The following is a 25,971-nucleotide window of genomic DNA, read 5'->3' as shown; positions in this document are numbered from 1 at the left end:
TGGTAGGCTGAACAGGTTCAGATCATCCTTTAAATTCCGTCCGGCGAGGCGGGAAAGGAGGTCGTCTCATGGCCGAGCGCACTGTGCTCCAGCCTGATGACGTATCGCGCGCCCTCATGCGTATTTCGCATCAGATTCTCGAAGTCAACCAGGGAGCCGACGATCTCGTCGTTCTCGGCATCCCTACTCGCGGGGTACCGCTTGCCGGGCGTATTGCGCGCAATATCGCGCAGATCGCGGGTCTTGAAGGTCACGACCTCGACCCCGAAGCATTCGTTGGGGCCCTCGACATCACGATGTACCGCGATGACCTGCGTCGGCGCCCACTTACGCAATCGCATCCCACCGAGGTTCCACTCAGCGGCATCGACGGCAAGGTCGTCGTGCTCGTCGACGATGTGCTGTTCTCGGGCCGCACGATTCGCGCAGCCCTCGATGCCTGCCGCGACCTTGGCCGTCCGCGCGCGGTGCAGCTTGCTGTGCTCGTCGACCGCGGACACCGGGAGCTGCCCATCCGTGCCGACTTCGTCGGCAAGAACCTCCCGAGTGCTCGCTCGGAGCGCATCGACGTGCTCCTCAGCGAGATCGACGGTGGCGACGATCGTGTCATCATTCGCGATGGCGAGGAGGCGTAATGAAGCATCTACTGTCAACTTCGACGCTGTCGCGTGACGAAGCAATCCTCATCCTCGACACTGCCGAAGACATGGCGGCAACGCAGGAGCGTGAGGTCAAGAAACTCCCGGCACTGCGCGGCGTGACCGTCGTCAACCTCTTCTTCGAAGACTCCACCCGCACCCGCATTTCATTTGAAGCGGCCGAGAAGCGTCTGAGCGCCGATGTGATCAACTTCGCGGCGAAGGGGTCGAGCGTCTCGAAGGGGGAGTCGCTCAAAGACACCGCCCAGACGCTCCACGCCATCGGCGCGGATGCGGTGGTCATTCGCCATCCCTCCACCGGCGCCCCGCAAATGCTTGCCGAACGCGGCTGGATTGACGCGCCGATTCTCAATGCCGGTGACGGTTGCCACGAGCACCCCACTCAGGCGCTCCTCGATGCCTTCACGCTGCGTCGGCGCCTGCACGGGGTCGCCTCGCGCGGTAAAGGACTCGATGGCGCGCACATCGTCATCGTGGGCGACATTCTGCACTCACGCGTAGCGCGCTCGAACGTGTGGTTGCTCACGACGCTCGGCGCTCGTGTCACACTCGTCGGTCCGCCGACACTCCTCCCCGCTGCCATCGATGGCTGGCCTGCCGAGACGAGCTACGACCTTGACGCGGCACTTGCCGAAGGGCCGGATGCGGTGATGATGCTCCGCATCCAGGCCGAGCGGATGCACGACTCGTTCTTCCCGCACACTCGCGAGTACGCGCGGATGTGGGGGCTTACGGATGCTCGCTTCCGCGGGCTTCCGGAATCAACCTCGATTATGCATCCGGGCCCGATGAACCGTGGTCTCGAGATCGCTTCGGCGGCCGCCGACTCCCCGCAATCGACCGTGCTTGAGCAGGTCGCGAACGGTGTGAGTGTGCGCATGGCCGCACTCTACCTCCTCTGCTCCGGTGTGAAAGAAGGCCGCTAAGTGACTGACACGATCCTCATCCGCGGCGCCCGCCCCTATGGCGAGGCGCCCCAAGACCTGCTCATTGAGGGCGACCGCATCACCCGCATCGCCGATGCCGGGTCGATTGAGGCGCCGGAGGGGGCCGAGGTGATCGACGCCGATGGGCTCATCGCGCTTCCCGGTCTCGTTGACCTCCACGTGCACCTGCGCGAGCCCGGGTTCGAGTCGTCTGAGACCGTGCTCACCGGCACCCGCGCGGCCGCCAAGGGCGGCTTCACGACGGTGTTCGCCATGCCGAACACGCAGCCGGTGATGGACACCGCCGGTGTGGTCGAGGCCGTGTGGGCGCTCGGTCGCGAGGCTGGCTACGCCGATGTGCATCCGATCGGTGCCGTCACTGTCGGCCAGAACGGTGAGCAGATGGCCGAACTCGGTTCGATGGCAGCATCGCGTGCCGGGGTGCGCGTGTTCTCCGACGACGGCAAATGCGTGTTCGATCCGCTCATCATGCGTCGCGCGCTCGAGTACGCAAAGGCCTTTGGCGGTGTCGTTGCTCAGCACGCGCAAGACCCGGCACTCACCGTCGGTGCCCAGATGAACGAAGGCGCGCTCAGCGCTGAACTCGGGCTCGGCGGCTGGCCGGAGACTGCCGAGACCTCGATCATTGCCCGGGATGCGCTGCTCGCTGAAGCGACCGGGTCGCGCGTGCACGTGTGTCACCTCTCGACTCGCACTTCGGTGGATGTGGTGCGCTGGGCGAAGGCGCGCGGAATCGACATCACCGCCGAGGTCACCCCGCACCACCTGCTGCTCACCGAAGAAAAGGTGCGCGGCTTCGACGCACGCTTCAAGGTGAACCCACCGCTACGCACCGATGATGACGTTGCGGCGCTGCGCGAGGCGCTCGCCGACGGCACGATCGACATTGTCGGCACCGATCACGCTCCGCACCCGGCCGATAGCAAGCAGACCGAGTGGGATCACGCCTCGATGGGCATGGTCGGCCTCGAATCGGCGCTGCGTATTGTGCACGCGACAATGGTCGCCAATGGTCTGCTTGATTGGCGTGGCGTTGCCCGCGTCCTCAGCGAGACTCCCGCGCGCATCGGTTCGGCCCCGGACTCGGGTACCCCGCTCGAAGCCGGTGCGCTCGCGAACATCGTGCTCTATGACGCCGAGACCGAGAGCGTCTTCACCGAGGCCGATCTCGCTGGCAAGTCGACCAACTCGCCCTATCTTGGGCTCACGCTGCCGGGCTCGGTGCGCTACACGCTCTATCGCGGTACGCCCACCGTGCGCGACGGCGACGTCGTTGATGAAGACACGATCGCTCGCGCCAGCCGTCAGCGACTCGCAGGAGAGGTGGCGTAATGCCGGCTTGGCTTTGGATTTCACTCTGCATCATCGCGATTTGCGGCACCTTCATTGGCTTGCTCTGGCTCGGTTGGCGTCACCGTCAGCGCCAGCAGCATGCGCTGCCCGAGCCAGCGACACTCCCCGCCGGGCTCGGCGAACCGACCTTCGCGATCGACGACATTCACTACGTCGCCACCACCGAGATTGAGCGGGCACTTGAGCGCATCACGGTAAAGCCGCTGGGATTCCTCGGCCGCGCCGACCTCGAAGTTCACCCGAGCGGTATTGCCGTCGGTATTACCGGTGAGCGCGCGTTTTTCATCCCCACCGCCGATCTCATTGCGGTCGGCCGCGCCCAGGCCACGATCGACCGTGCGGTCGAGCGCGATGGCCTGATCAATCTGCGCTGGCAGCTCACCCCCGATTTCCCCGTTGACTCGTTCTTCCGCGTTGTCGATCCGGCGCAACGCCGTGAACTCTTCGACGCTATTGACTCGCTCATTTCCGCATCCACCTCACAGGAGCTCGTATGATCCGCACCGACCCCGCCGTACTCGTTCTCGAGGACGGCACCCGCTACGAGGGCACCGCGTACGGCGCGACCGGCGAGCGCTTCGGTGAGCTCGTGTTCACCACCGGTATGACCGGCTACCAAGAGACGCTCTCGGACCCGAGCTACGCCGGCCAGATCGTCGTGCAGACGGCGCCGCACATCGGCAATACCGGCGTCAACGCCGAAGACATGGAATCCGACCGCTTTTGGGTCGAGGGCTACGTCGTGCGCGACCCCAGCCGAATGATCTCGAATTGGCGGGCCGAAGGCACACTCGACGAGCAACTCGAGGCGGAAGGCATCGTCGGCATCAGTGATGTCGACACCCGTGCGCTCACCCGCCTCGTTCGGAACGAGGGTGCCATGCGCGCCGGCATCTTCTCGGGCGAAGCACTTTCGGCTGACGCGGATGCACAGCTCGAGAAGGTGCGGGCCCAGGCTCCCATGGCCGGTCGCTACCTCTCCGACCTGGTGACCACCAAAGCGGCCTACACCGCCGCGCACACCGCTTCCGAGCGCATTGGCTCAGTCGCGCTTCTCGACCTCGGCGTGAAGCGCGCCACCATCTCGAACCTCGCTTCGCGCGGCTTCGACGTGCACGTACTCCCGGCTGAAGCCACGCTTGAGCAGATTCGTGAGACCGGCGCCGACGCCATCTTCTATTCGAACGGCCCCGGTGACCCCGAAGCCAACGACGCCCAGGCCGTCGTGCTCCGTAAGCTGCTCGCTGAAGGCTTCCCATTCATGGGCATCTGCTTCGGCAATCAGTTGCTCGGCCGCGCCCTTGGCTTTGGCACCTACAAGCTGCCCTTCGGCCACCGCGGCGTGAACCAACCGGTGCGTGACACGGCCACCAACAAGGTCGAGATCACCGCGCAGAACCACGGCTTCGCTGTCGACCTGCCGATCGAAGGTACCGTCGACTCGCCGGTTGGCCTCGGACGCGTCGAAGTCAGCCACATTGGCCTCAACGACCAGGTGGTTGAGGGCATCCGCTGCCTCGACATTCCGGCGTTCTCGGTGCAATTCCACCCTGAAGCAGCCTCGGGTCCGCACGATGCCTCCCCGCTGTTCGACCGCTTCCGCGACATGGTGCTCGCCGCCATGGCTGAGCCTCGCCGCACCACCGAACTGACCGAAACGCAGAACGAGAACTAGGAACACCGCCAGCAATGCCAAAGCGTCAAGACATCAACTCTGTCCTCGTCATCGGTTCGGGCCCCATCGTCATCGGCCAGGCGGCCGAGTTCGACTACTCGGGAACGCAGGCCTGCCGCGTGTTGCGTGAGGAAGGCGTCCGCGTCATCCTCGTGAACTCGAACCCCGCCACGATCATGACCGACCCCGACTTCGCCGACGCCACCTACGTCGAGCCGATCACTCCCGAGGTCATCGAGAAGATCATCATCAAGGAACGCCCAGACGCGATCCTGCCGACCCTCGGTGGCCAGACTGCGCTCAACGCCGCCATGCAACTCGATGAGCTCGGCATCCTCGCCAAGCACGGCGTCGAGCTCATCGGCGCGAAGGTCGATGCCATTCGCCGCGGTGAGGACCGCCAAATCTTCAAGGACCTCGTGATCGAGTGCGGTGCCGAAGTGGCCCGCTCGCACATCGCCCACACCGTCGAAGAGGCGAAGACCTTCGCCGCCGACCTTGGCTATCCGCTCGTCGTGCGCCCATCGTTCACCATGGGTGGCCTCGGCTCGGGTTTCGCCTACACCGAAGAAGAGCTCGTGCGCATCGTCGAAGACGGCCTCCTCTCGTCGCCGACCACCGAGGTACTCCTTGAAGAGTCGATCCTCGGCTGGAAGGAGTACGAGCTCGAACTCATGCGTGACGCCTCCGACAACACGGTCGTCATCTGCTCGATCGAGAACGTTGACCCGGTTGGTGTGCACACCGGTGACTCGATCACGGTCGCCCCGGCGCTCACGCTCACGGATGTCGAGTACCAGAAGCTCCGCGATGTCGGCATCGCGATCATTCGCGCCGTTGGTGTCGACACCGGCGGTTGCAACATCCAGTTCGCCGTTGACCCGACCAACGGCCGCGTCATCGTCATCGAGATGAACCCGCGCGTTTCGCGCTCGTCGGCGCTCGCATCGAAAGCCACCGGCTTCCCGATTGCGAAGATCGCCGCGAAGCTCGCCATTGGCTACCGCCTCGACGAGATTCCCAATGACATCACCCAGGTGACGCCGGCCAGCTTCGAGCCCTCGATCGACTACACCGTCGTGAAGGTGCCCCGCTTCAACTTCGAGAAGTTCCCGGCTGCCGACCCGACGCTCACGACCACGATGAAGTCGGTGGGTGAGGCGATGGCGATTGGTCGTAACTTCACCACCGCGCTGCAAAAGGCGTTGCGCTCGCTTGAGAAGCGTGGCTCGTCATTTACCTGGCGCGAAGACGACCGCACGGTCGACGAACTGCTCGAGATCATCAAGGTGCCGACCGATGGCCGCATCGTCGATGTGCAGATCGCGCTCAATAGGGGCGCAACTCCTGAGCAGATCTTCGCCTCGACGGCGATTGACCCCTGGTTCATCGACCAGATTGTGCTCATCAACGAGATCGCCGCACTCGTGCGCGACGCCGAGGGCCTCGACGCCGCGACGCTGCGCCTCGCGAAGCGGCACGGTTTCTCGGATGCACAGCTCGCAGAACTGCGAGGCCTTGAAGAAGGCGAAGTGCGCGCGATTCGTCGAAATGCCGGCATTCGTCCGGTTTACAAGACCGTTGACACCTGCGCGGGGGAGTTCCCGGCATTCACGCCGTATCACTACTCGAGCTACGACAGCGAAACTGAGGTCACCGCATCCGACCGACGCAAGGTGATCATTCTCGGTGCTGGCCCGAACCGCATCGGTCAGGGCATCGAGTTCGACTACTCCTGCGTGCACGCCTCGTTCGCGTTGGCTGAAGCCGGCTACGAGACCATCATGGTCAACTGCAACCCCGAGACGGTGTCGACCGACTACGACACTTCCGATCGCCTTTACTTCGAGCCGCTCACCCTCGAAGACGTGCTCGAAATCGTCGATGTCGAGCGCTCGAACGGTGAACTCCTCGGCGTCGTCGTACAGCTCGGTGGCCAGACGGCACTGGGTCTCGCCAAGGGGCTCAAGGCTGCTGGCGTGCCGATCCTTGGCACCACCCCGGAGGCAATTGACCTCGCCGAAGAGCGTGGCCTGTTCTCGGAGATTCTCGAGAACGCGGGCCTCGTTGCCCCGGCAAACGGCACCGCCACGAACCTCGAGAGCGCCCAGGAGATCGCCGACCGCATCGGCTTCCCCGTGCTCGTGCGTCCGAGCTTCGTACTCGGCGGCCGCGGTATGGAGATCGTCTACTCGGCGGCGCAGCTCAGTGACTACTTTGAGCGCACCGCAGGCGAGGTCATCATCTCGGCCTCGCATCCGCTACTCGTTGACCGATTCCTCGACGACGCCACTGAAATCGACGTCGATGCGCTCTACGACGGCGAGCAGCTGTTCATCGGCGGCATCATGGAGCACATCGAAGAAGCCGGTATTCACTCCGGTGACTCGGCGTGCACCCTGCCGGCCATCACGCTGAGCGACGGCATGCTCACGAAGGTGCGCGACGCGACTGAAAAGATTGCGTCGGGTGTCGGTGTGCAGGGTCTGCTCAACGTGCAGTTCGCCATCGGTGCGGGGGAGCTCTACGTGCTCGAAGCAAACCCGCGAGCCTCGCGCACGGTGCCCTTCGTGTCAAAGGCACTTGGCACGCAGCTAGCGAAGGCCGCGAGCCGTGTCATGGTTGGCGACTCGATCGCAACGCTCCAGGCCGAAGGCATGCTCAGTGAGTCTGACGGCACGTTCCAGCCGATGGATGCACCGGTCGCGGTCAAGGAGGCCGTGCTTCCGTTCAAGCGCTTCCGCACAAAGGAGGGCTCAATTGTCGACGCCCTGCTTTCGCCCGAGATGCGCTCGACCGGTGAGGTCATGGGTATCGACCGCGACTTCCCGACGGCCTTCGCCAAGAGCCAGCTCGCGGCCTATGGTGGCATGCCCACCGAAGGCACCGTGTTTGTCTCGGTGAACGACCGCGACAAGGGCGGCATCGTGGCGCCCATCATGCGGTTGGTCGAACTCGGCTTCGAGCTGTTTGCCACCGAGGGCACCGCCCGGGTGCTTCGCCGTCACGGAATCGACACCCAGGTGGTCGGGAAGTTCACCGACGCGGACAATACTGCCGATGTGACTGAAGACCGCCCGAACATCGTGGAAATGATCAACGAGGGCAAGATCGACATCGTCATCAACACACCCTCGGGTGCGTCGGCGCGCGGTGACGGCTACCAGATTCGTACGGCCGCCGTCTCGGCGGACATCCCGATCTTCACCACGATGTCGGAACTGCACGCCGCGGTCGCTTCATTCCGCGTGTTGCAGGACGGCTTTACGGTCACTTCGCTGCAGGAGTACAACGAACGACGGAAGGCATCCAAGTGACCACTGCCACATTCGGCGAGCGTCTCGCCGCCACGACCGATCGCTACGGCCACCTCTGCGTGGGCATCGACCCGCACACCTACCTGCTCGAGCGCTGGAACCTGCCGATTTCGGCAGTAGGCGCCCACGAATTCGGCCTGCGCATTATTGATGAGCTCAAGGGTCGGGTCGGCATCGTGAAGCCTCAGGTGGCGTTCTACGAACGCTTCGGCGCGAACGGCTACAAGGTGCTCGAGGATGTCTTCGAGGCCGCCCGCGCAGCTGGGCTCCTGGTCATCGCCGATGTCAAGCGAGGCGATGTGGGTTCGACCCTCGAGGCCTACTCGGAAGCCTGGCTCACCCCGGGCATGCCGCTCGAAGCCGATGCCATGACGCTCAACCCCTACCAGGGCTTTGACACGCTCGCGCATCCGCTCGAGATGGCTGAGGAGCACAACAAGGGTCTGTTTGTCCTTGCCGCCACCTCGAACCCCGAATCGGCCTCGGTGCAGACCGCCCGTCGCGTGCGCGGCTCGCAGGAGGGTCGTTCGGTCGCCGGCGGAATCGCGGCCCGCGCGGTGCTCTGGAACCGTGACCGCTTTGCTGGCCGCACAAAGGGCTCGGTTGGTGTGGTGATTGGTGCGACGGTCGACCTCGAACTGCTCGATATCGACGTAGAAGACCTTGCCACTGAGCCCGACACTCCGATCCTCGCGCCCGGTTTCGGCCACCAGGGTGCGGCATTCGAAGACGTGAGGCGTATTTTCGGCTCCTCGGCGGAGAATGTCATCGTGACCTCATCCCGATCGCTCCTCGAAAACGGCCTCGAAGGCCTCGGTGGCGCCATCGACTCGCAGGTCAAGGTGCTTCGGGAAGCCTACAAATGAGCCAGACACCTCCAGAGGTTGATCGCGTCGCCGCCTCCAAGGCGGCGGTCGCGGCACGCCGCGCCCGGGCTGCGGTCAAACAACGCATCGCCTCGGGCGCGGCACGTCCGCTCGATGTGCTCGCGGCGGCAGTCGGCGAGCATCCGGCTGCTTCGCTGCGGGTCACGCAGTTCCTACGCGCTATTCCGCACATCGGCATTACCAAGACCGAGCGCATCCTGATTGAACTCAAGATTTCCGAAGTGAAGCGGCTCGGCGGCCTCGGCAAGAATCAGCGCGCTCGGCTTGAGCAATTTCTTGCGGATTGGGAACGCAGTAGCGGGCCAGAAGAGCCGCGCGTGGTGGTGCTCGCTGGACCCACTGCTGTGGGTAAGGGCACCGTCGCGCAGTACATTCGCGAGCACTACCCAACCGTGCATATCTCGGTGTCAGCAACGACCCGCGAGCCACGCCCCGGCGAGGTCGACGGTGTTGACTACTACTTCGTGACGCCCGAAGAGTTCGATCGGATGATCGAGGCGGGGGAGTTGCTCGAATACGCGACGGTGCACAAAGTGCACCGCTACGGCACCCCGGCCGCGCCACTGCGCAAGCGTCTCGCCGAACACCAGCCAGTGCTCTTGGAGATTGATCTTCAAGGCGCGCGCCAGGTGAGGGAACGCATGCCGGAGGCTAGACTGGTATTTTTGTTGCCCCCGAGCTGGGATGAGCTCGTGAACCGACTCACGGGTCGGGGCACGGAATCGTCCGAGGAACAGGCGCGCAGGCTCGACACCGCCAAGGTGGAGCTCGCTGCGCAAGACGAGTTCGACGCCCGCGTCGTCAACTCGACTGTGGCGGAAGCAGCACAACAAGTGGTCCGTCTGATGGGGCTCGACGTCGCACCGCGATAGCGCCAGCCCGCAACATCAGACAGCCCAACCCCGAATGGAAAGTAGCAATATGATCGACAAGCCCAAGGGCATCATCGACCCGCCGCTCGACGAACTCCTCGAGCGCGTCGACAACAAGTACCAGCTCGTGATCTTCGCGTCGAAGCGCGCTCGTCAGATCAACGACTACTACACCGACCTGCAGGACGGCGCGATCTACGACAACGTTGGCCCGCTCGTCGACTCGAACGTCGATGACAAGCCGCTGTCGATCGCACTGCACGAGATCAACGAGTCGAAGCTCACGATGCACCCGCCGGTGGCCGAGGAAGAAATCATCCTCGACGAGGGCGAACTCATCGACTTCGGCGACGACGCGGTCACGCCCGCCGAATAACCGAAACGAGCAGACCCATGCAGGACGAACGCAGCTGGCGCATCGTCGTCGGTGTCACGGGCGGTATTGCCGCCTACAAGGCCGTGTCCGTGATTCGCTCGCTCGTCCTGCTTGGTCACCACGTTGACGTCATCGCCACCGACGAGGCGCTGAAGTTCGTGGGTCAGCCCACGCTCGAGGCGATCAGCCGCAATCCGTTGCGCACTGACCTCTACGAAAATGTGGCGACCGTCCAGCACGTGGCACTCGGTCAGCAGGCCGATGTCATCGCAATTGCGCCGACAACGGCGAACACCATGGCAAAGCTCGCGAACGGGATTGCCGATGACCTACTCACGAATACGGTGCTCGCCTCGCTTGCACCGCTTGTGATCGCACCCGCGATGCACACCGAGATGTGGCAGCACCCGGCGACGCAAGCGAACGCGCACCGCCTCGATGAGCGCGGCGTGATTATCGTCGGCCCCGACTCGGGCCAGCTCACCGGCACCGACTCGGGCCCCGGGCGTATGTCTGAACCCGAGGTGATCGTTGGCGCGATTCTCGCGGCTGCACGTGCCGGTGCCCGCCGTCGCGATGACCAGGCCCGCGGTCGCGATCTCGAGGGCCGCCGCATCCTGGTGACCGCCGGAGGCACCCGCGAGCCAATCGATCCCGTGCGCTTTCTCGGCAACCGCTCTTCCGGCCGTCAGGGCGTTGCCGTGGCGGCGCGCGCGGCCGCCCGTGGCGCTGAGGTCACCCTCGTGGCGGCAAATATCGAAGTGCCGCCGCCGGACGATGTGCGCGTCGTGCGTGTGTCGAGTGCCGAGCAGATGGCGGCCGCCTGCGCCGAGCTGGCGCCGCGCCATGATGTCATTGTCATGGCCGCGGCCGTGGCCGACTTCCGCCCCGAGCACGTGCAGGAGGGAAAGATCAAGAAGGAGCAGACGGGCGATGACCTCACGCTCACCTTCGTAAAGAACCCCGACATCCTGCGCAACCTCGTGATCGCGCGGGTTCCCGATCAGGTCATCGTCGGCTTTGCTGCCGAGACTGAAACCGATGACGAAGCTCGCCTCGAGCTTGCGCGCCGAAAGCGGGAACGCAAGGGCTGCGACTACCTCGTGCTCAATCGGGTCGGTTGGAACGAAGGATTTCAGCGCGAGGACACCGAGATTCAGCTCATCGACGAACACGGCGAGGTTGTCGCCGAGGTCGTCGGTGACAAAGTGTCGGTGGCTGATGCGATCCTCGATGTGGTGGCGCCCGAGCGCTAACCACGCAGCACAAGCTGCACCCAAATTCACACAAGTTCTCCCACGCACCTTGGTGCGCACTCCTAGGGAAAGTGAGCCAATTCATGTCCGCACTCCGTTTGTTCTCCTCGGAATCTGTCACCGAGGGTCACCCCGACAAGATCTGCGATCTCATCTCCGATCGCATCCTCGATTCACTCATCGCCCAGCAACCTGACTCGCGCGTTGCCGTCGAAACGATGGTGACCACCGGCCAGGTGCACGTCGCGGGTGAGGTACGCACCGAGGGGTACGCCGACGTCGCGGGCATCGTGCGCGACACCATCACCGGGATTGGCTATGTCTCGAGCGACTTCGGTTTTGATGGCTCACTCTGCGGTGTCTCGGTCTCGATCGGCGCGCAATCCGATGAGATCGCCCAGGGCGTTGACACTTCAATGCAGCACCGCGACGAGGGCAGCAGTGACGCGATCGCGCAACTTGGTGCGGGTGACCAGGGCATTATGTTCGGCTATGCGAGCGATGAAACCCCGCAGCTTATGCCGCTACCGATCTGGCTCGCACACCGACTCTCCGAGAAGCTCACCGAGGTGCGGAAGTCGGGCGTGCTGCCCTACCTACGCCCCGACGGCAAGACGCAGGTCACGATCGGCTACGACGGCGACACTCCCCGCACCGTCGAGACCGTGGTGGTATCGACCCAACACGGCCCGGAAGTTTCGAACGAACAGCTCAACGCCGATGTTGAGCGCGAAGTGATTCGCCCGGTGCTCGCCCTCGTTGACCTCGACTCGAGCGCCACGAAGCTCCTGATCAACCCCTCGGGTCGCTTTGTGCTCGGTGGCCCGGCTGCCGATGCCGGGCTCACCGGCCGAAAGATCATCGTCGACACCTACGGCGGCATGTCGCGCCACGGTGGCGGTGCGTTCAGCGGCAAGGATCCCTCAAAGGTTGACCGTTCGGCGGCCTACGCCATGCGCTGGGTCGCGAAGAACGTCGTGGCCGCTGGCTGGGCGAAGCGCGTCGAGTTCCAGATTGCCTATGCGATTGGTTCTGCTGAACCCGTCGGCCTCTACTGCGAAACTTTCGGCACCCACTCGGTTGACCCGGATGCAATTGTTGCCGCCGTGCGCGAGGTGTTCGACCTGCGCCCGGGTGCCATCATTCGCGACCTTGACCTGCTCCGACCGATCTACGCGCTCACGTCAAACTACGGCCACTTCGGCCGCGAATTGCCCGAGTTCACCTGGGAACGCACCGACCGTGTCGACGCGCTGAAGGCTGCCCTGCAGGCGGCTTCGCACTAGCCGTGCCCACTGTTGCCCGGGTCGCACTCGACTCGCCGCTGCCCCAACTCGATCGCGTCTTTGAGTACGCGATCCCGGAACCGCTGCGCGAGCGAGTCGTCCCGGGCATTCGGGTGAAAGTGCCGCTGCGCGTTGGCGGCCGGATCATTTCAGCTTGGGTCGTCGGCGTGGCCGACAAGGCCGAATACGCGGGACGGCTTGCCGAAGTCGATTCGGTCGTGAGCGAGGCGCGCGTGCTCACCCCCGAGCTCATCCGCCTTGCCCGTGGCATTGCCGACCGACAGGCGGGCGCCTTTGCCGATGTCGTGCGCTTGGCTATTCCTGCCCGCTCAGCACGACTCGAGGGCCGCTGGCTCGAGGATGCCGACGGCGAGCGGGCCGCGCGAGCGCAGCGGCCCGAACCAATCGCGGCTCCGGCGACGACCGATGCTTCGTCACCTAGCTGGGCCGCCGAACTGCTCGCAAACGATGGTGCGCAAGCGCCTGCGCGCATCACCCTGCGCGTGCCCGTCGGACTGGCACCGGGTTCCTCCGAGCCGCGCCACCTCGGGGCGCTTGCCGACCTCGTTACCGAAAGCGTCGCATCCGGTCGCTCGGCGATTTTGCTCGTGCCCGACTTCCGTGACCTCGCACTTGCGGTAGCGGCACTCGAGCGGCGGCTGCCCGCATCCCGAATTCGCCGTTTTGATTCTCGGCTGAAACCAATGCCGCGCTACGACGAGTTCCTGCGGGCGCTCGAACCAGTGCCGCAGGTGATTATTGGCACGCGCAATGCCGTGTGGGCGCCCGCGCACGAACTCGGACTCATCGCGATGTGGGACGACGGCGACGAGTCATATCGCGAGCCGCACACGCCCTATCCGCACACGCGCGAAGTCGCGCTCATGCGTGCGCAACAGCAGGATGCGGCGCTCGTGCTCGCCGCCCACGCCCCCTCACTCGAATCGCGCCGGCTCGTGGCCACGGGGTGGATGCAAGAAATGCAGGTCCCCGGCGCCGCGCGGCCGAAGGTGATTCCCGCGGATGCAACACTGAGCGATGACCCGCTCGCGCGCTCCGCGCGGATTCCGCAGGCCGCCTGGCGTGCGGCTCGTGAAGCGCTCACGCACGGCCCAGTGCTCGTGCAAGTGGGACGCGCGGGCTATCGACCTGCGCTCGCCTGCGCGAATTGCCGCACGCCCGCGCGCTGCCAGCGTTGCCACGGTCCCCTCGGGCAACCCTCGGCGCAGCGCCCGCCGGCCTGTACCGTCTGCGGTGCCGTGCACGCGAACTGGCATTGCGCGGAATGCAGCGGAACGGCCTTGCGTGCGAGCGCCATTGGTCATGAGCGCACTGGCGAAGAGCTTGGCCGGGCATTCCCCGGGGTGCCGGTGATCGTCGCCGATGGGGGCCGCGAACTCATTGAGATTGGTGACGCGCCTGCCCTTATCGTCGCCACCCGTGGTGCCGAGCCCGTGGCCGCGGGTGGATACTTCGCGGTGCTCCTTCTTGACGCTGAAAATGCGCTCGCTCGCGAATCGCTCGACACCGTGGGCGACTCGCTTCGTGCCTGGTCAAATGCCGCAGCACTAGTGGCCGATGGCGCTCCCGTCATCATCACTGGCGCGCCTTCGGCACCGCTGCATGCGTTGCGCGATTGGCAGCAGGCCGGTCTAGCCGACCTGGAACTTGCCGAACGCCGTGCGCTCGACTTCCCACCGGCCATGCGGGTAGCAACTGTGCGTGGCAGCGAGGCAGAGGTCGAGGCGGCATTGCACCGACTCGATGAGTTGCAACTGCCAGAGCTCCACGTACTGGGGCCGGTGCCCGACCCAGACGAGCCTGGCCGCATCCGAGCAACGCTACGGTTCTCGTATCGTGCGGGGGAGGCGATCGCAACCGCGCTCAAGACTGAGCTCGTGGCGCAGGCGACGAGCTCCCGACGACGGGTGGCGAACCGCGCCGTCGCGCACGCCTCGACGCTGCGAGTGCACTTCGACGCCAGCGATGTGTTCTAGTTCACATGCGAGCACGTCGGCGCGGTAGTCAGCCGCCGATGTACGACATTTCGATGCGTTCGGGGTTGCCACCGAGTGGCGTGAGGGCTGCGCGCAGCTCGGAGTAGCGATCATCGCGACCGCGCCAGACGCCGGCGAGCGCGGCCGTGACGGCGTCATCGTTCGAGCCATCGCGCAGGAGTGCCCGCAGATCAGTGCCCTCGGTGGCGAAGAGGCAGGTGAATAGCTTGCCTTCGGCAGACACGCGCGCGCGGGTGCAACCACCACAAAAGGCATTCGTGACGCTCGAGATGACGCCGATCTCGCCAGCGCCGTCGAGATAACTCCAGCGCTTCGCGGTTTCGCCCGGATGTGCCGGTGCCATCGGTTCCAGCGGCCAAACCGCATTGACGCGTTCGACGATTTCTGCGGAAGGGACGACTTCGTCGAGGCGCCAGCCGTTCGAGGCCCCCACATCCATGTACTCGATGAAGCGCAGTGTGTCTCCGGTGGCGCGGAAATAGTCGGCAAGCTCGACGATCTCGTCATCGTTCATGCCGCGCTTGATTACCGCGTTCACCTTGATTGGCCCGAGCCCGGCGTCACGTGCTGCGTCGATGCCGTCGAGCACGCGGGCGACCGAGAAATTGACATCATTGATTGCTTGGAAGCGCTCTTCACGGAGCGAATCGAGTGAGACAGTAACGCGCTTGAGACCGGCATCGGCAAGCGCTTGTGCCTTGAGGGGGAGCACCGAGCCGTTGGTCGTGAGCGCGAGGTCGACCTCGTAGCCCTCGGGGGTGCGCAGGGCGGCAAGCTTCTCGATCAGGGTCTCAATGCCACGACGAAGCAGCGGTTCGCCGCCGGTAATGCGCAACTTCCGCACGCCGAGCGAGACGGCGATGCCGGCCAGCCGCTCGATTTCCTCAAAGGTGAGCAACTCGCTGCGTTCCCGGAACTGGAAATCTCGGCCGAAGATTTCCTTCGGCATGCAGTAGACGCAGCGGAAGTTGCAGCGGTCGGTGACCGAGATGCGCAGATCGCGCAGTGGCCGGTGGAGACGATCAGCCAGGCCCGACGAGGGGAGCGCTCGCGCACCCTGCATTCGGTTCGGCTCGTCTCGTGACATCATCGCGCCAGCCTACGCGCCGCCACCCGGATGCGCCCGAGTCGCGGCAAGCGCGCCAGCCGTCGCTACTACGCGCGCTTCCGCCTAATACGCCCGCTGCAGCGCGCGGTTTAGGCGGCGACGCGCGTATTAGGGCGGGTCAAGTGCCCCAGCGCCGCCGACTACGATTCCCTCTATGCGTATCGTCTTTGCCGGCACCCCCGAGGCCGCAGTTCCCACGCTCGAGGGGCTCGCCGCATCCGGTCACGAGATTGTCGCCGTGGTGACCCGCGAGGATGCGCCGCGTGGCCGCAAGCGCGTGCTCACGCCCTCGCCGGTCGCGCAGCGCGCCGCGGAACTCGGTCTGCCGATCGTCAAGGCAAACCGCCTGGATGCTGAGGTCACGGCCGGTCTGCTCGCTCGCGAACCAGAACTTGGCGTCGTGGTCGCTTACGGCGGACTTGTCCGAGAACCACTCCTCAGCGGCCCCACCCACGGCTGGATTAACCTGCACTTTTCAGAACTCCCGAAGTGGCGGGGGGCCGCCCCCGTGCAGCGCGCCGTGCTCGCTGGCGACACGACCTCAGGCATCGCCGTCTTCCAGCTCGAGGCGGGTCTCGACACCGGCCCCACCTTCGTGAATCGCGCCGTAGAGATCGGCACCGAAGAAAGCTCGGGGGAGTTGCTCGAACGACTCGCGACCGAGGGCGTCGCCGACGTGCTTACCGTCGTCGATGCCATCGCGAGCGGCACCGCCATCGCCACCGACCAGCGCGGCGAGCCCACTTACGCGCCGAAACTCACCGGAGCCGATGGCGAGATCGACTGGAACGCGAGTGCCGAGGCGGTGTCGGCACGCATCCGTGGGGCCACACCAGAACCCGGCGCGACGACCCGCCTCGGCGGTGAGCGTTTCAAGATTCACCGCATCGCGCATCCGAGTAGCGACACGGCGCTCGAGGCTGGGCTGGTGGCGCTCGTCGACGGCCGGGTGCTCGTCGGCACTGCCACCACCGCACTTGAACTCGTGCGCGTGCAACCCGCTGGCAAGAACGCCATGGATGCGGCCGCCTGGTGGCGCGGCCGCCACGGCGCGGAGGTTCGCTTCGCATGAGTACCCGTAACCCTGGTCGCTTTCGTGACCCGCTCCCCGGCCGCGATTTTGCCGCTCGCCAGCGCGGGCCGCGCGCCGTCGCACTCGATGTGCTCATCGCCGTCGACCGTGACGATGCCTACGCCAACCTGCTCCTGCCGCACCGCCTGCGCGACGCGGGTCTGCGAGGTCTGGATGCCGCCCTCGCCACCGAGCTCACCTACGGCACCCTGCGGCTCGGCGGCTACTACGACGAGATCATTCGCATTGTTGCTGGCCGCGAGATCGACCAGATTGACCCGGTGGCGCTTGCCGCACTGCGTCTCGGCGCGCATCAACTGCTCGGCACCCGTGTGCCGAAGCACGCCGCCGTCAACGAAACCGTCAATGCCGCTCGTGATCGTGGCTCGCGCGGGGTCGCTGGTTTCATCAACGCGAACTTGCGGGCCATCTCGGCGCGCACGGCCGAGGAGTGGCGCACCGCTGTCGCCGAGCGCCACGAGCGCGCGGATGACCGCCTCGCCGCGCTCACCTCGCATCCTGCCTGGATCGTCCGTGCGTTCCGCGATGCACTCGCTGATGAGGGTCGCGAGGATGAGCTCGAAGCGCTTCTTGACGCCGACAATGTCTCGCCGCTCGTGCACCTCGCGGCGCTTCCGGGCCTTGCCGATCGCGAGGACGTGCTCGACGCCCACCCGACCCGCCTCGTTCCCGAGCCGGCGTCACCCATTGCGATGCGCCTTGACGGCGGCGACCCGCAAGAGCTCAGGGAAGTGCGTGCCGGCACGGTTCGAGTGCAGGATGCGGGTTCACAGCTCGTCGCGCTGGCGCTCAGTCGAGTCGCGCCTATTCGCGAGGGGGAGCGGCTGCTCGATCTCTGCGCCGGTCCCGGCGGCAAATCGGCGCTGCTTGCTGCAGAGAGTCTTGTGGCCCGCGCGCATTTCGAGGCGAATGAGGTGACGCCATCACGCGCGAAGCTCGTGCGGGATGCGCTGCGGCCCATCACGCCCGAAGGTCACGAGTTCGAGGTGACCGAGTTTGATGGGCGCACGGTCGTGGACTCGCCCGAGAAATTTGACCGCATCCTCGTGGATGCCCCGTGCACCGGCCTCGGCGCCCTGCGCCGTCGCCCCGAGGCGCGGTGGCGTAAGCAGGCGAGTGATCTTGCCAATCTCACGCACCTCCAAGAGGAGTTGCTCGCGGCGGCGCTCGAAGCGACCGCCCCGGGAGGGCTCGTCGCCTACGTGACCTGCTCACCGCATCCGGCCGAGACGACCGCCGTGGTGAAGCATGTCTTGCGCAGTCACGATGCCGAGGTGCTCGATGCCCGGGCGATCTGCCACGAGCTCGCACCCGAACTCGATCTTGCCGAGCGACCGCTCGCCGAGGGCACCACGGTGCAATTGTGGCCGCATCGCCACGGCACCGACGCGATGTTCCTCACACTCCTGCGCAAGCGCGACTAGCGCCCGAGCCGGGCGGCTAGGCTCGAGGGCGTGACCGATGTGCGCATTAATCCCTCGATCCTGGCCGCCGACTTCGCGAATTTTGAGCGCGAGTTTGAGCGAATCTCTTCGGCCGATGCAGCCCATGTCGACATCATGGACAACCACTTCGTGCCAAACCTCACCTTCGGTCAGCCGATGGTGGAGCGGCTACAATCGCTCGGCACGCTGCCGCTCGATCTGCATCTCATGATTGAGAACCCCGACCATTGGGCACCGCATTTTGCCGAGATGGGCGTCTTTTCGGTGACCTTTCACCTCGAGGCAGCGACGGCGCCCGCGACCATCGCCCGCAACATCAAAGCGTTCGGCGCGCGAGCCGGTGTGGCGCTGCGCCCCGGCACTCCGTTCGCGATGATTGAAGAGCTTCTCCCGCACTTCGACCAGCTGCTCATCATGACGGTCGAACCCGGCTTCGGTGGCCAGAAGTTCATGCCCGAAACGATGCCGAAGCTGCGTCAGGCGCGGGAGTGGGCGACGCGTACTGGCTCGGAGATCTGGCTTCAGGTCGACGGCGGCGTGGGCGCCGAGACCATCGAGAAGGCGGCGGAAGCAGGTGCCGACACCTTCGTGGCCGGCTCAGCGGTGTTCCGGGGCGAGCCCGCCATCGAGATCGCACGCCTCCGGGAACTTGCCGCCACACACCGGCACTAGACTGGTCGATCGTGAAGACGTTCGAATCGCTATTCGCTGAGCTCGCCGAAAAAGCCGCCACTCGCCCCGAAGGCTCGGGGACCGTTGCCGAACTCGATCGGGGCGTCCATTTCATTGGCAAGAAGCTAGTTGAAGAAGCGGCCGAAACGTGGATGGCGGCCGAATACGAGTCCGACGCCGAGTGCCAGGAAGAAATGGCGCAGCTCATCTACCACCTCCAGGTCATGATGCTCGCGAAGGGGTACACCCTCGACGACGTCTACCGGTATCTCTAGGAAGGTCCCCAATGCTTCGCATTGCTGTGCCCAATAAGGGCATGCTTGCCGCGACCGCCAACGACATGCTCGTTGAGGCCGGCTACCGCGGTCGCCGCGACGATCGCGAACTCACGGCCGTTGACCCGGCCAACGAGGTTGAATTCTTCTACATTCGTCCCCGCGACATTGCCACCTACGTTGGCGAGGGTGTGCTCGACGCCGGTATCACCGGCCGCGACATGTTGCTCGACTCCGACTCGCCGGCGCAAGAGATCCGCTCGCTCGACTTCGGCGGTTCGACGTTCCGCTTCGCCGGGCCGGTCGGGGAGTACACCGATGTCTCACAGCTCAACGGCAAGCGCGTTGCCACGAGCTACACGGGCCTCCTCGGTCACTTCTTCGAAGATCACGGTATCGATGCTGAGCTCGTGAAGCTCGATGGTGCGGTTGAGTCGTCGATTCAGCTTGGGGTGGCGGATGCGATTGCTGATGTCGTCTCGACCGGCAACACCCTCCGTCGCGCTGGTCTCGAGATCTTTGGCCCGGTCATCCTTGACTCCACGGCCATCCTGATTTCGACCCCCGAGAAGGTCGGTGGCGCGGAGAAGCTCATCAAGCGCCTCGAGGGTGTGCTCGTCGCCCGCCAGTACAGCATCATGGACTACGACATCCCGGCCTCGAAGCTCGATGCCGCGATGGCGGTGACCCCCGGGTTCCAATCGCCGACGGTCTCCGCGCTCCACGACCCCGAGTGGCTTGCCGTGCGCGCGCTCGTGCCGCAGCGCGATCTCAACGCGGTCATGGACAAGCTCAGCGCGATCGGTGCGAAGGCCATCCTCGTAACCGCGCTACAAGCAGCCCGGATGTGATTGACGTGAACGAATTCGACACCCCGCAGCAATCAGGTGGTCTCGCGATTCGCGTCATTCCCTGCCTCGATGTGGCTGACGGCCGCGTCGTCAAGGGCGTGAACTTCCTTGATCTGCGCGATGCCGGTGACCCGGTCGAACTCGCTGCCCGCTATGCGGCCGAGGGCGCCGATGAAATCACCTTCCTCGATGTGACGGCAACGACCGACAACCGGGCGACCACCTATGACCTCGTCACCCGCACCGCCGAGCAGGTCTTTGTGCCGCTCACGGTCGGCGGCGGTGTGCGCTCGGTCGAAGATGTGACGCGTCTGCTCGGGGCCGGGGCCGACAAGGTTGGCGTGAACTCAGCGGCGATCGCGCGTCCCGAACTTATTGACGAGATTGCCGCGAAGTTTGGTTCGCAGGTGCTCGTGCTTTCGCTCGACATTAAGCGATCTAATTCAACCCCCTCGGGTTTCGTGGTCACCACGCACGGCGGCCGCAAGGAATCGGGCCTCGACGCACTCGAATGGGCGCGCGAGGTGTGCGATCGCGGTGCCGGCGAGCTGCTCGTGAACTCGATGGATGCAGACGGCACTAAGGCTGGCTTCGATCTCGAACTCACTCGCCTCGTGCGCGAACTCGCGACCGTACCGGTCATCGCGTCGGGTGGCGCCGGTGCCGTCGACCACTTCGCCCCCGCGGTCGCCGCCGGTGCTGACGCCGTGCTCGCGGCAAGTGTCTTCCACTATGGCGAGATGACGGTCGGTGAGGTGAAGCGCTCGCTCGCGGACGCCGGTTTCACCGTGCGTCTGCCGGGTAATGGTGCGGCCGCCAATGCGTGAGGTCAAGCTGCTCAGCGAGGCGCAGATCGACGAGATCATCGCGGCCGCGCGCTTCGACGCTGACGGCCTCATCCCGGCCATTGCGCAGCAGTACGACAGCGGCGAGGTGCTCATGATGGCGTGGATGAACGCCGAGTCGCTGCGGGAGACGCTCACGCAGCAGCGCGTTGTGTACTGGTCGCGCTCGCGCGGCGAACTCTGGCGCAAGGGGGACACCTCAGGTCATGCGCAGCGACTCATCGAGTTCGCGCTCGACTGCGACCGCGATGCCGTGCGCATCAAGGTCGACCAGGTCGGCTCGGCCTGCCACCTCGACACTCGTACCTGCTGGGACTCCGACCCGCTCGCCGTGCGCTTTGCGGAGCCAGCGTGACCGGCAAGCGCGCCAAGCGCCTCGCCCTCCTCGTCTTGCTCGTGGGGGCGGGGCTCGGGATGCTCGCCTGGTCGCAGCCGTGGGCCAGCGCCTCCCTTGCCGATGGCGGCACGCACGAGGTGCCAGGGAGCCAGGCAAGCCCCGAAACGCTCGCACTCGCGATGACGGCCCTTGCCGGAGTCGTGGCCCTTGCGATCGCCGGGCGCGTATTACGCCTCGTTGTCGGTGCCCTCATGGTGATCGTTGGCATCCTCATGGCTGCCACGGTCTTCCCGTACGAGGTCGCCGCCGTCAGCCTCGAACCACTCGCCGATGCCGCCGTGACACAAACGTTCTGGCCGATCCTCGCGGTCGTGGCTGGAGTCGTGATCGCGCTGAGCGGCATGGTCGCGCTCGCCACTGGCCGCACTTGGCCATCCACCGATCGCAAGTATTCGACAAGCAGGATGCAGGATGCGGCGGCCCCAGCCGACGACGCGAGCACCCGAATGGATCAGTGGGATGCGCTCTCGGCCGGTGATGATCCGACCGAAGAAGCGGAGTCGGAATCACCCGACGAGCCGGAAACGCCTCGAGCCCACTGAAACGCCTCGGGCACAGTAGACTGAACGCGTTCTGTTGTTCCTGAAGGAGTCACGCATGTCGAACCAGCAAGCCGTAGTCGAGCACCACGAAGACGAGGGCCACTCGGTCGCCGGTTGGGTTGGCGTCATCGTCATCCTCATCGGCTTCACCCTCGGCGCGATTGGCCTGTTCATCGACAACGCCGTGCTCACCTGGGTTGGCGTTGGCATGGTCCCCGCCGGAGCCATCATCTGGCCCGTGCTCAAGGCATTCGGTCTCGGTCCGAAGGAACACTAGTGATTCTCGACGACCTGTTTGCCGGGTCGCTCGAGGATGCCGCACGCCGTCGAGAGCAGTTGCCGACGGCACAGCTTGAGACGCTTGCGCTCGAGCAGACTCCCGCCATCGACGCGGTCGCAGCGCTATCGCGCGCCGAACTCGTGCACATCATTGCCGAGGTGAAGCGTGCGTCGCCGTCGCGCGGCCTCCTGGCGAACATCCCCGACCCCGCCGAACTCGCCACCGCCTATGCGCGTGGTGGTGCCTCGGCGATCAGTGTGCTCACCGAAGAACGCAAGTTCCTCGGCTCACTCGACGATCTGCGCGCCGTGCGCGCGGCCGTCGATGTGCCGGTGCTCCGCAAGGAGTTCATCGGCGAGGAGTACCAGATCCTCGAGGCGCGCGCCGCTGGTGCCGACCTCATCCTGCTCATCGTGGCGAGCCTTGACCAGCCCACACTCGATCGACTCAAGCGCTTCACCGAAGAACTCGGCATGACCGCGCTCATTGAGGCGCACACTCGCGACGAGTTCCAGCGCGCGCTCGATGTCGATGCCCGAGTGCTCGGCGTAAACGCCCGCGACCTCAAGACCTTCGAGATGCATCCCGAGCTCTTCGGCGAACTCGCCAGCGAGTACCCGGAGGGCGTCGTCAAGGTGGCCGAGTCGGCGGTGCTGCGCCCCGAACACGTGCGCGCCTACCGCGACGCGGGTGCCGACGCCGTACTCGTTGGCGAGGCGCTGGTCACCGGCGACGATCCCGCCGCATCCATCCAAGAATTCAGAAACGCATGACCGACACCCCACTTCGACACGCTCCCGGCCCGTACTTCGGTGAGTTTGGCGGGCGTTTTGTGCCCGAAAGCCTCATCGCTGCGCTCGACGAGATCGACGTCGCCTGGCAAGCAGCCAAGAACGATCCCGAGTTTCTCGCCGAGTTTGAGCGGCTGAGCCGTGACTTCTCGGGCCGACCGTCGCTCCTCAGCGAAGTGCCGCGGTTCGCTGAGCACTGCGGCGGTGCCCGCATCCTGCTTAAGCGCGAAGACCTGAACCACACCGGCTCACACAAGATCAACAATGTCGTGGGGCAGGCGCTTCTTACCAAGCGCCTCGGCAAGAAGCGCGTGATCGCTGAGACCGGCGCCGGTCAACACGGCGTCGCGACTGCGACGGCTGCGGCATTGTTCGGCCTTGAATGCACGATCTACATGGGTGCCGTCGACATTGCGCGTCAAGCCCTCAACGTCGCACGGATGCGCCTGCTTGGTGCCGAGGTCATCTCGGTTGCCTCGGGCTCGCGCACGCTCAAGGATGCGATCAACGAAGCGTTCCGCGATTGGGTCGCGAATGTTGAGCACACGAACTATGTGTTCGGTACCGCGGCCGGTCCGCATCCCTTCCCGGCGCTCGTGCGCGATCTGCAGCAGATCGTCGGCGAAGAGGCGCGCGCACAGGCCATCGATCAGTTCGGCGGTCTACCGGATGCGGTCGTCGCCTGCGTTGGTGGCGGCTCGAACGCGATCGGCATCTTCGAAGCCTTCCTCGATGACCCCGAGGTCAAGCTGTACGGCATTGAGGCGGCGGGCGAGGGCATCCACACGGCCCGCACGGCCGCGACCATCGAAACGGGTCGTCCGGGGGTGCTCCACGGCGCGCGCACGATGCTGCTCCAGGATGCCGACGGTCAGACCATCGAGTCGCACTCGATTTCTGCCGGGCTCGACTACCCGGGCGTAGGTCCCCAGCACTCATGGCTCAACTCGATTGGCCGCGTCGAATACCGGGGGAGCACCGACGCCGAGGCCATGGTTGCGATGCGTCTGCTCTCGCAGACCGAAGGCATCATCCCCGCGATCGAATCAGCCCACGCGCTTGCTGGTGCCATGAAGCTTGGCCGCGAGCTCGGCCCCGACGCCACGATCATCGTGTCGCTCTCGGGTCGCGGCGATAAGGACATGGAGACCGCAATGACCTGGTTCGAACTCGGCGATGCGAACCGTGTGATCGGAGACAGTGAATAGTGAGCCAGGTAGAACAGGCCATCGACCGCGCCCGCGCGGAGCGACGCGGTCCACTGATCGGCTATCTCCCCGCTGGTTTCCCCGACGTTGACACCTCGGTTGCGGCTGCTGTCGCAATCGCCCGTAACGGCGTCGACATCATCGAATTTGGTGTGCCCTATTCCGACCCGGTGATGGACGGGCCGGTTATCCAGGCTGCCTGCCAGACGGCCCTGCGCAACGGCTTCCACACGAACCAGCTCTTCGAGGTTATCGAGCGCGTCCGCGCCGAGATCGAAGTGCCAATTGTCGTCATGGGCTATTGGAACCTCATCCTGCAACGCGGTGTTGAGCGCTTCGCCGCCGACCTCAAGTCGGTCGGTGGCGCCGGGCTCGTCACGCCCGACCTCATTCCCGATGAGGCGGGCGAGTGGATCGCGGTTTCAGATAAGTACGACCTCGACCGCATCTTCCTCGCTGCGCCCACCTCGTCAGATGAGCGTCTGCGCAAGATCACCGAGGCGTCGCGTGGATTCGTCTACACCGTGTCGACGATGGGCATTACCGGTGCCCGCGCCGATGTCGACCGCGCCGCGCGCGTGCTCGCCGACCGCCTGCACGGCGTCGGTTGCGAGCGTGCCTGCGTCGGCATCGGCATTTCGACCGGGGACCAGGTGCGCGATGTGCTCGGCTATGCCGAAGGCGCCATCGTTGGATCCGCGCTCGTACGCTCGCTCACTGAAGGCGGCGTCGACGCCGTCGGACGTACCGCCGCCGACCTTGCTAAGGGAACTCTTAACTAATGCCATTGCAGCCCGCTCCCGCGTCGATTCCCTCACCACCGCTTGAGTGGGCCTCGTTCACCGTTGGCCCGTTCACCTTCCACGCGTACGCGCTGATCATTGTGGCGGCGATCATCATCGCCACGTGGTGGACGAACAAGCGGATGACCGCGCGCGGGGGCGAGCCGTGGATTGTGATTGACATCGTGATCCCGGCGGTGCTGCTCGGTCTTCTCGGTGCGCGGCTTTACCACGTGTTCACGCATCCGGCCGACTTCTTCTACGAGGGCGCCGAGTGGTGGCGCGTGTTCGCCATCTGGGAGGGCGGTAACGCCATCATTGGCGCGCTCATCGGCGGTGCCATTGGTGCGTACTTCGCCTGCCGCTTCCGGGGCGTGCGCTTCCTCGCCTTCGCGGATGCGGTGGCACCGGCAATCCTGCTCGCCCAAGCCATTGGCCGCCTCGGTAACTGGTTCAATCACGAGCTGTTCGGGTGGCCAACCAACCTGCCCTGGGGGCTCGAGATTCCGGCCACGAACCCCGCGTTCCCGGCGGGCCTCCCGGCCGGTACCCTCTTCCACCCGACGTTCCTCTACGAACTCATCTGGAACCTCATCGGCGTCGGGCTCATTGTGCTCCTGGGCCGCATGTTCCGACTCGGCCGCGGCCGCACCCTCGCGATCTACCTCATCTGGTACGGCCTCGGTCGCATGATGATCGAGTCAATTCGCGTCGACTACTCCGAGATCGTCCTCGGGATGCGCTCGAACGTGCTCGGTGCGCTCATCATGGTGCTCATCGGCATCGGCCTGATGATCTGGTCGCTACGGCAGCGTGACACCGACGTGTCGATCTACACCGATGACCACGTGTGGTCGGAGGAAGACGAGAGCGACAGGGATGCGGCGACCGACAAATCACCGGCCCCAGATGCTGAAGATTCTGTGGTCAAAGAAGATTCTGTGGAAATTTCTCAAGAAGAATCTGACGACAACGAGGATGAAGAAAAAGTCCCGGCTGAGACGGAAACTCGCCCCGCATCCTGAAATATGAACCA

26 protein-coding genes are annotated in these 25,971 nt (G+C 65.1%); 25 read left to right on the top strand and 1 reads right to left on the bottom strand.

The window, feature by feature from the left end; all coding sequences use genetic code 11:
- Positions 1-68: 68 nt before the first annotated feature.
- From pyrR to EG850_RS05585, 12 genes are all read left to right on the top strand, one after another.
- Complete coding sequence (gene pyrR, locus EG850_RS05640; RefSeq protein ID WP_124971207.1) at positions 69-635, top strand: bifunctional pyr operon transcriptional regulator/uracil phosphoribosyltransferase PyrR; 567 nt, start codon at positions 69-71, stop codon at positions 633-635.
- On the top strand, positions 635-1,585 hold the full coding sequence (locus EG850_RS05635) for an aspartate carbamoyltransferase catalytic subunit (RefSeq protein WP_124971204.1): 951 nt from the start codon (positions 635-637) through the stop codon (positions 1,583-1,585). Before pyrR ends, EG850_RS05635 begins: the two co-directional genes overlap by 1 nt.
- Positions 1,586-2,938, top strand: coding sequence for a dihydroorotase (locus EG850_RS05630; RefSeq protein ID WP_124971201.1), 1,353 nt, complete (start codon positions 1,586-1,588; stop codon positions 2,936-2,938). It begins immediately after the preceding gene.
- Complete coding sequence (locus EG850_RS05625; RefSeq protein ID WP_124971198.1) at positions 2,938-3,456, top strand: PH-like domain-containing protein; 519 nt, start codon at positions 2,938-2,940, stop codon at positions 3,454-3,456. The genes EG850_RS05630 and EG850_RS05625 overlap by 1 nt, the downstream gene beginning before the upstream one ends.
- Entirely contained in the window at positions 3,453-4,634 is a 1,182-nt protein-coding gene (gene carA, locus EG850_RS05620) for a glutamine-hydrolyzing carbamoyl-phosphate synthase small subunit (protein WP_124971195.1), read from the top strand. Before EG850_RS05625 ends, carA begins: the two co-directional genes overlap by 4 nt.
- Positions 4,635-4,648: 14 nt before the next feature.
- Entirely contained in the window at positions 4,649-7,951 is a 3,303-nt protein-coding gene (gene carB, locus EG850_RS05615; RefSeq protein ID WP_124971192.1) for a carbamoyl-phosphate synthase large subunit, read from the top strand.
- Entirely contained in the window at positions 7,948-8,817 is an 870-nt protein-coding gene (gene pyrF / locus EG850_RS05610) for an orotidine-5'-phosphate decarboxylase (RefSeq protein WP_124971189.1), read from the top strand. The genes carB and pyrF overlap by 4 nt, the downstream gene beginning before the upstream one ends.
- Positions 8,814-9,710 (top strand): guanylate kinase, encoded by an 897-nt coding sequence (gene gmk, locus EG850_RS05605; protein WP_124971186.1) that lies wholly within the window; start codon positions 8,814-8,816, stop codon positions 9,708-9,710. The genes pyrF and gmk overlap by 4 nt, the downstream gene beginning before the upstream one ends.
- Positions 9,711-9,759: 49 nt before the next feature.
- Positions 9,760-10,086 (top strand): DNA-directed RNA polymerase subunit omega, encoded by a 327-nt coding sequence (gene rpoZ, locus EG850_RS05600; RefSeq protein WP_124971184.1) that lies wholly within the window; start codon positions 9,760-9,762, stop codon positions 10,084-10,086.
- Positions 10,087-10,103: 17 nt separating this feature from the next.
- On the top strand, positions 10,104-11,342 hold the full coding sequence (coaBC, locus tag EG850_RS05595; RefSeq protein ID WP_124971181.1) for a bifunctional phosphopantothenoylcysteine decarboxylase/phosphopantothenate--cysteine ligase CoaBC: 1,239 nt from the start codon (positions 10,104-10,106) through the stop codon (positions 11,340-11,342).
- 83 nt (positions 11,343-11,425) lie between these two features.
- Positions 11,426-12,628 carry a methionine adenosyltransferase gene (gene metK / locus EG850_RS05590; RefSeq protein WP_124971178.1) on the top strand — a complete coding sequence of 401 codons (1,203 nt, stop codon included), beginning with the start codon at positions 11,426-11,428 and terminating at the stop codon, positions 12,626-12,628.
- Between the two features lie 2 nt (positions 12,629-12,630).
- Complete coding sequence (locus EG850_RS05585) at positions 12,631-14,625, top strand: primosomal protein N' family DNA-binding protein (RefSeq protein ID WP_124971175.1); 1,995 nt, start codon at positions 12,631-12,633, stop codon at positions 14,623-14,625.
- Positions 14,626-14,653: 28 nt separating this feature from the next.
- Here the strand turns inward: EG850_RS05585 and moaA are convergent, their stop codons facing one another.
- Positions 14,654-15,736 (bottom strand): GTP 3',8-cyclase MoaA, encoded by a 1,083-nt coding sequence (gene moaA, locus EG850_RS05580; protein WP_124971172.1) that lies wholly within the window; start codon positions 15,734-15,736, stop codon positions 14,654-14,656.
- Positions 15,737-15,908: 172 nt separating this feature from the next.
- Between moaA and fmt the strand changes: the two genes are divergently transcribed.
- From fmt to lgt, 13 genes are read left to right on the top strand one after another with little or no spacing between them, the layout of a single operon-like run.
- Positions 15,909-16,826, top strand: coding sequence for a methionyl-tRNA formyltransferase (gene fmt / locus EG850_RS05575; protein WP_124971169.1), 918 nt, complete (start codon positions 15,909-15,911; stop codon positions 16,824-16,826).
- Positions 16,823-18,271, top strand: a complete 1,449-nt coding sequence (locus tag EG850_RS05570) for an RsmB/NOP family class I SAM-dependent RNA methyltransferase (protein ID WP_124971166.1) — start codon at positions 16,823-16,825, stop codon at positions 18,269-18,271. The genes fmt and EG850_RS05570 overlap by 4 nt, the downstream gene beginning before the upstream one ends.
- Before the next feature lie 30 nt (positions 18,272-18,301).
- A complete protein-coding gene (rpe, locus tag EG850_RS05565; RefSeq protein WP_124971163.1) occupies positions 18,302-18,964 on the top strand; it encodes a ribulose-phosphate 3-epimerase in 663 nt (220 codons plus the stop codon).
- An 11-nt stretch (positions 18,965-18,975) separates the two neighbouring features.
- On the top strand, positions 18,976-19,239 hold the full coding sequence (locus EG850_RS05560; RefSeq protein ID WP_124971160.1) for a phosphoribosyl-ATP diphosphatase: 264 nt from the start codon (positions 18,976-18,978) through the stop codon (positions 19,237-19,239).
- Positions 19,240-19,250: 11 nt separating this feature from the next.
- Positions 19,251-20,090 (top strand): ATP phosphoribosyltransferase, encoded by an 840-nt coding sequence (hisG, locus tag EG850_RS05555; RefSeq protein WP_124971157.1) that lies wholly within the window; start codon positions 19,251-19,253, stop codon positions 20,088-20,090.
- Complete coding sequence (gene hisF / locus EG850_RS05550; protein ID WP_328588373.1) at positions 20,087-20,917, top strand: imidazole glycerol phosphate synthase subunit HisF; 831 nt, start codon at positions 20,087-20,089, stop codon at positions 20,915-20,917. Before hisG ends, hisF begins: the two co-directional genes overlap by 4 nt.
- On the top strand, positions 20,910-21,290 hold the full coding sequence (gene hisI / locus EG850_RS05545; RefSeq protein ID WP_124971154.1) for a phosphoribosyl-AMP cyclohydrolase: 381 nt from the start codon (positions 20,910-20,912) through the stop codon (positions 21,288-21,290). The genes hisF and hisI overlap by 8 nt, the downstream gene beginning before the upstream one ends.
- A complete protein-coding gene (locus EG850_RS05540; protein ID WP_124971151.1) occupies positions 21,287-21,874 on the top strand; it encodes a Trp biosynthesis-associated membrane protein in 588 nt (195 codons plus the stop codon). Before hisI ends, EG850_RS05540 begins: the two co-directional genes overlap by 4 nt.
- Positions 21,875-21,929: 55 nt before the next feature.
- Positions 21,930-22,151, top strand: coding sequence for an HGxxPAAW family protein (locus EG850_RS05535; RefSeq protein ID WP_124971148.1), 222 nt, complete (start codon positions 21,930-21,932; stop codon positions 22,149-22,151).
- A gap of 2 nt (positions 22,152-22,153) precedes the next feature.
- Positions 22,154-22,927: an indole-3-glycerol phosphate synthase TrpC gene (gene trpC / locus EG850_RS05530; RefSeq protein WP_124971365.1), complete on the top strand. Its 774-nt coding sequence runs from the start codon at positions 22,154-22,156 to the stop codon at positions 22,925-22,927.
- Positions 22,924-24,153 (top strand): tryptophan synthase subunit beta, encoded by a 1,230-nt coding sequence (gene trpB, locus EG850_RS05525; RefSeq protein WP_124971145.1) that lies wholly within the window; start codon positions 22,924-22,926, stop codon positions 24,151-24,153. Before trpC ends, trpB begins: the two co-directional genes overlap by 4 nt.
- Complete coding sequence (gene trpA / locus EG850_RS05520; protein ID WP_214609516.1) at positions 24,150-24,935, top strand: tryptophan synthase subunit alpha; 786 nt, start codon at positions 24,150-24,152, stop codon at positions 24,933-24,935. Before trpB ends, trpA begins: the two co-directional genes overlap by 4 nt.
- On the top strand, positions 24,935-25,960 hold the full coding sequence (gene lgt, locus EG850_RS05515) for a prolipoprotein diacylglyceryl transferase (RefSeq protein WP_124971139.1): 1,026 nt from the start codon (positions 24,935-24,937) through the stop codon (positions 25,958-25,960). The genes trpA and lgt overlap by 1 nt, the downstream gene beginning before the upstream one ends.
- Positions 25,961-25,971 lie beyond the last annotated feature (11 nt).

Source organism: Gulosibacter macacae, from assembly GCF_003865375.1.
Taxonomy (GTDB): domain Bacteria; phylum Actinomycetota; class Actinomycetes; order Actinomycetales; family Microbacteriaceae; genus Gulosibacter; species Gulosibacter macacae.
Note: the sequence above shows the minus strand (reverse complement) of the source record. Positions and strands in the feature narration are given on the sequence as shown.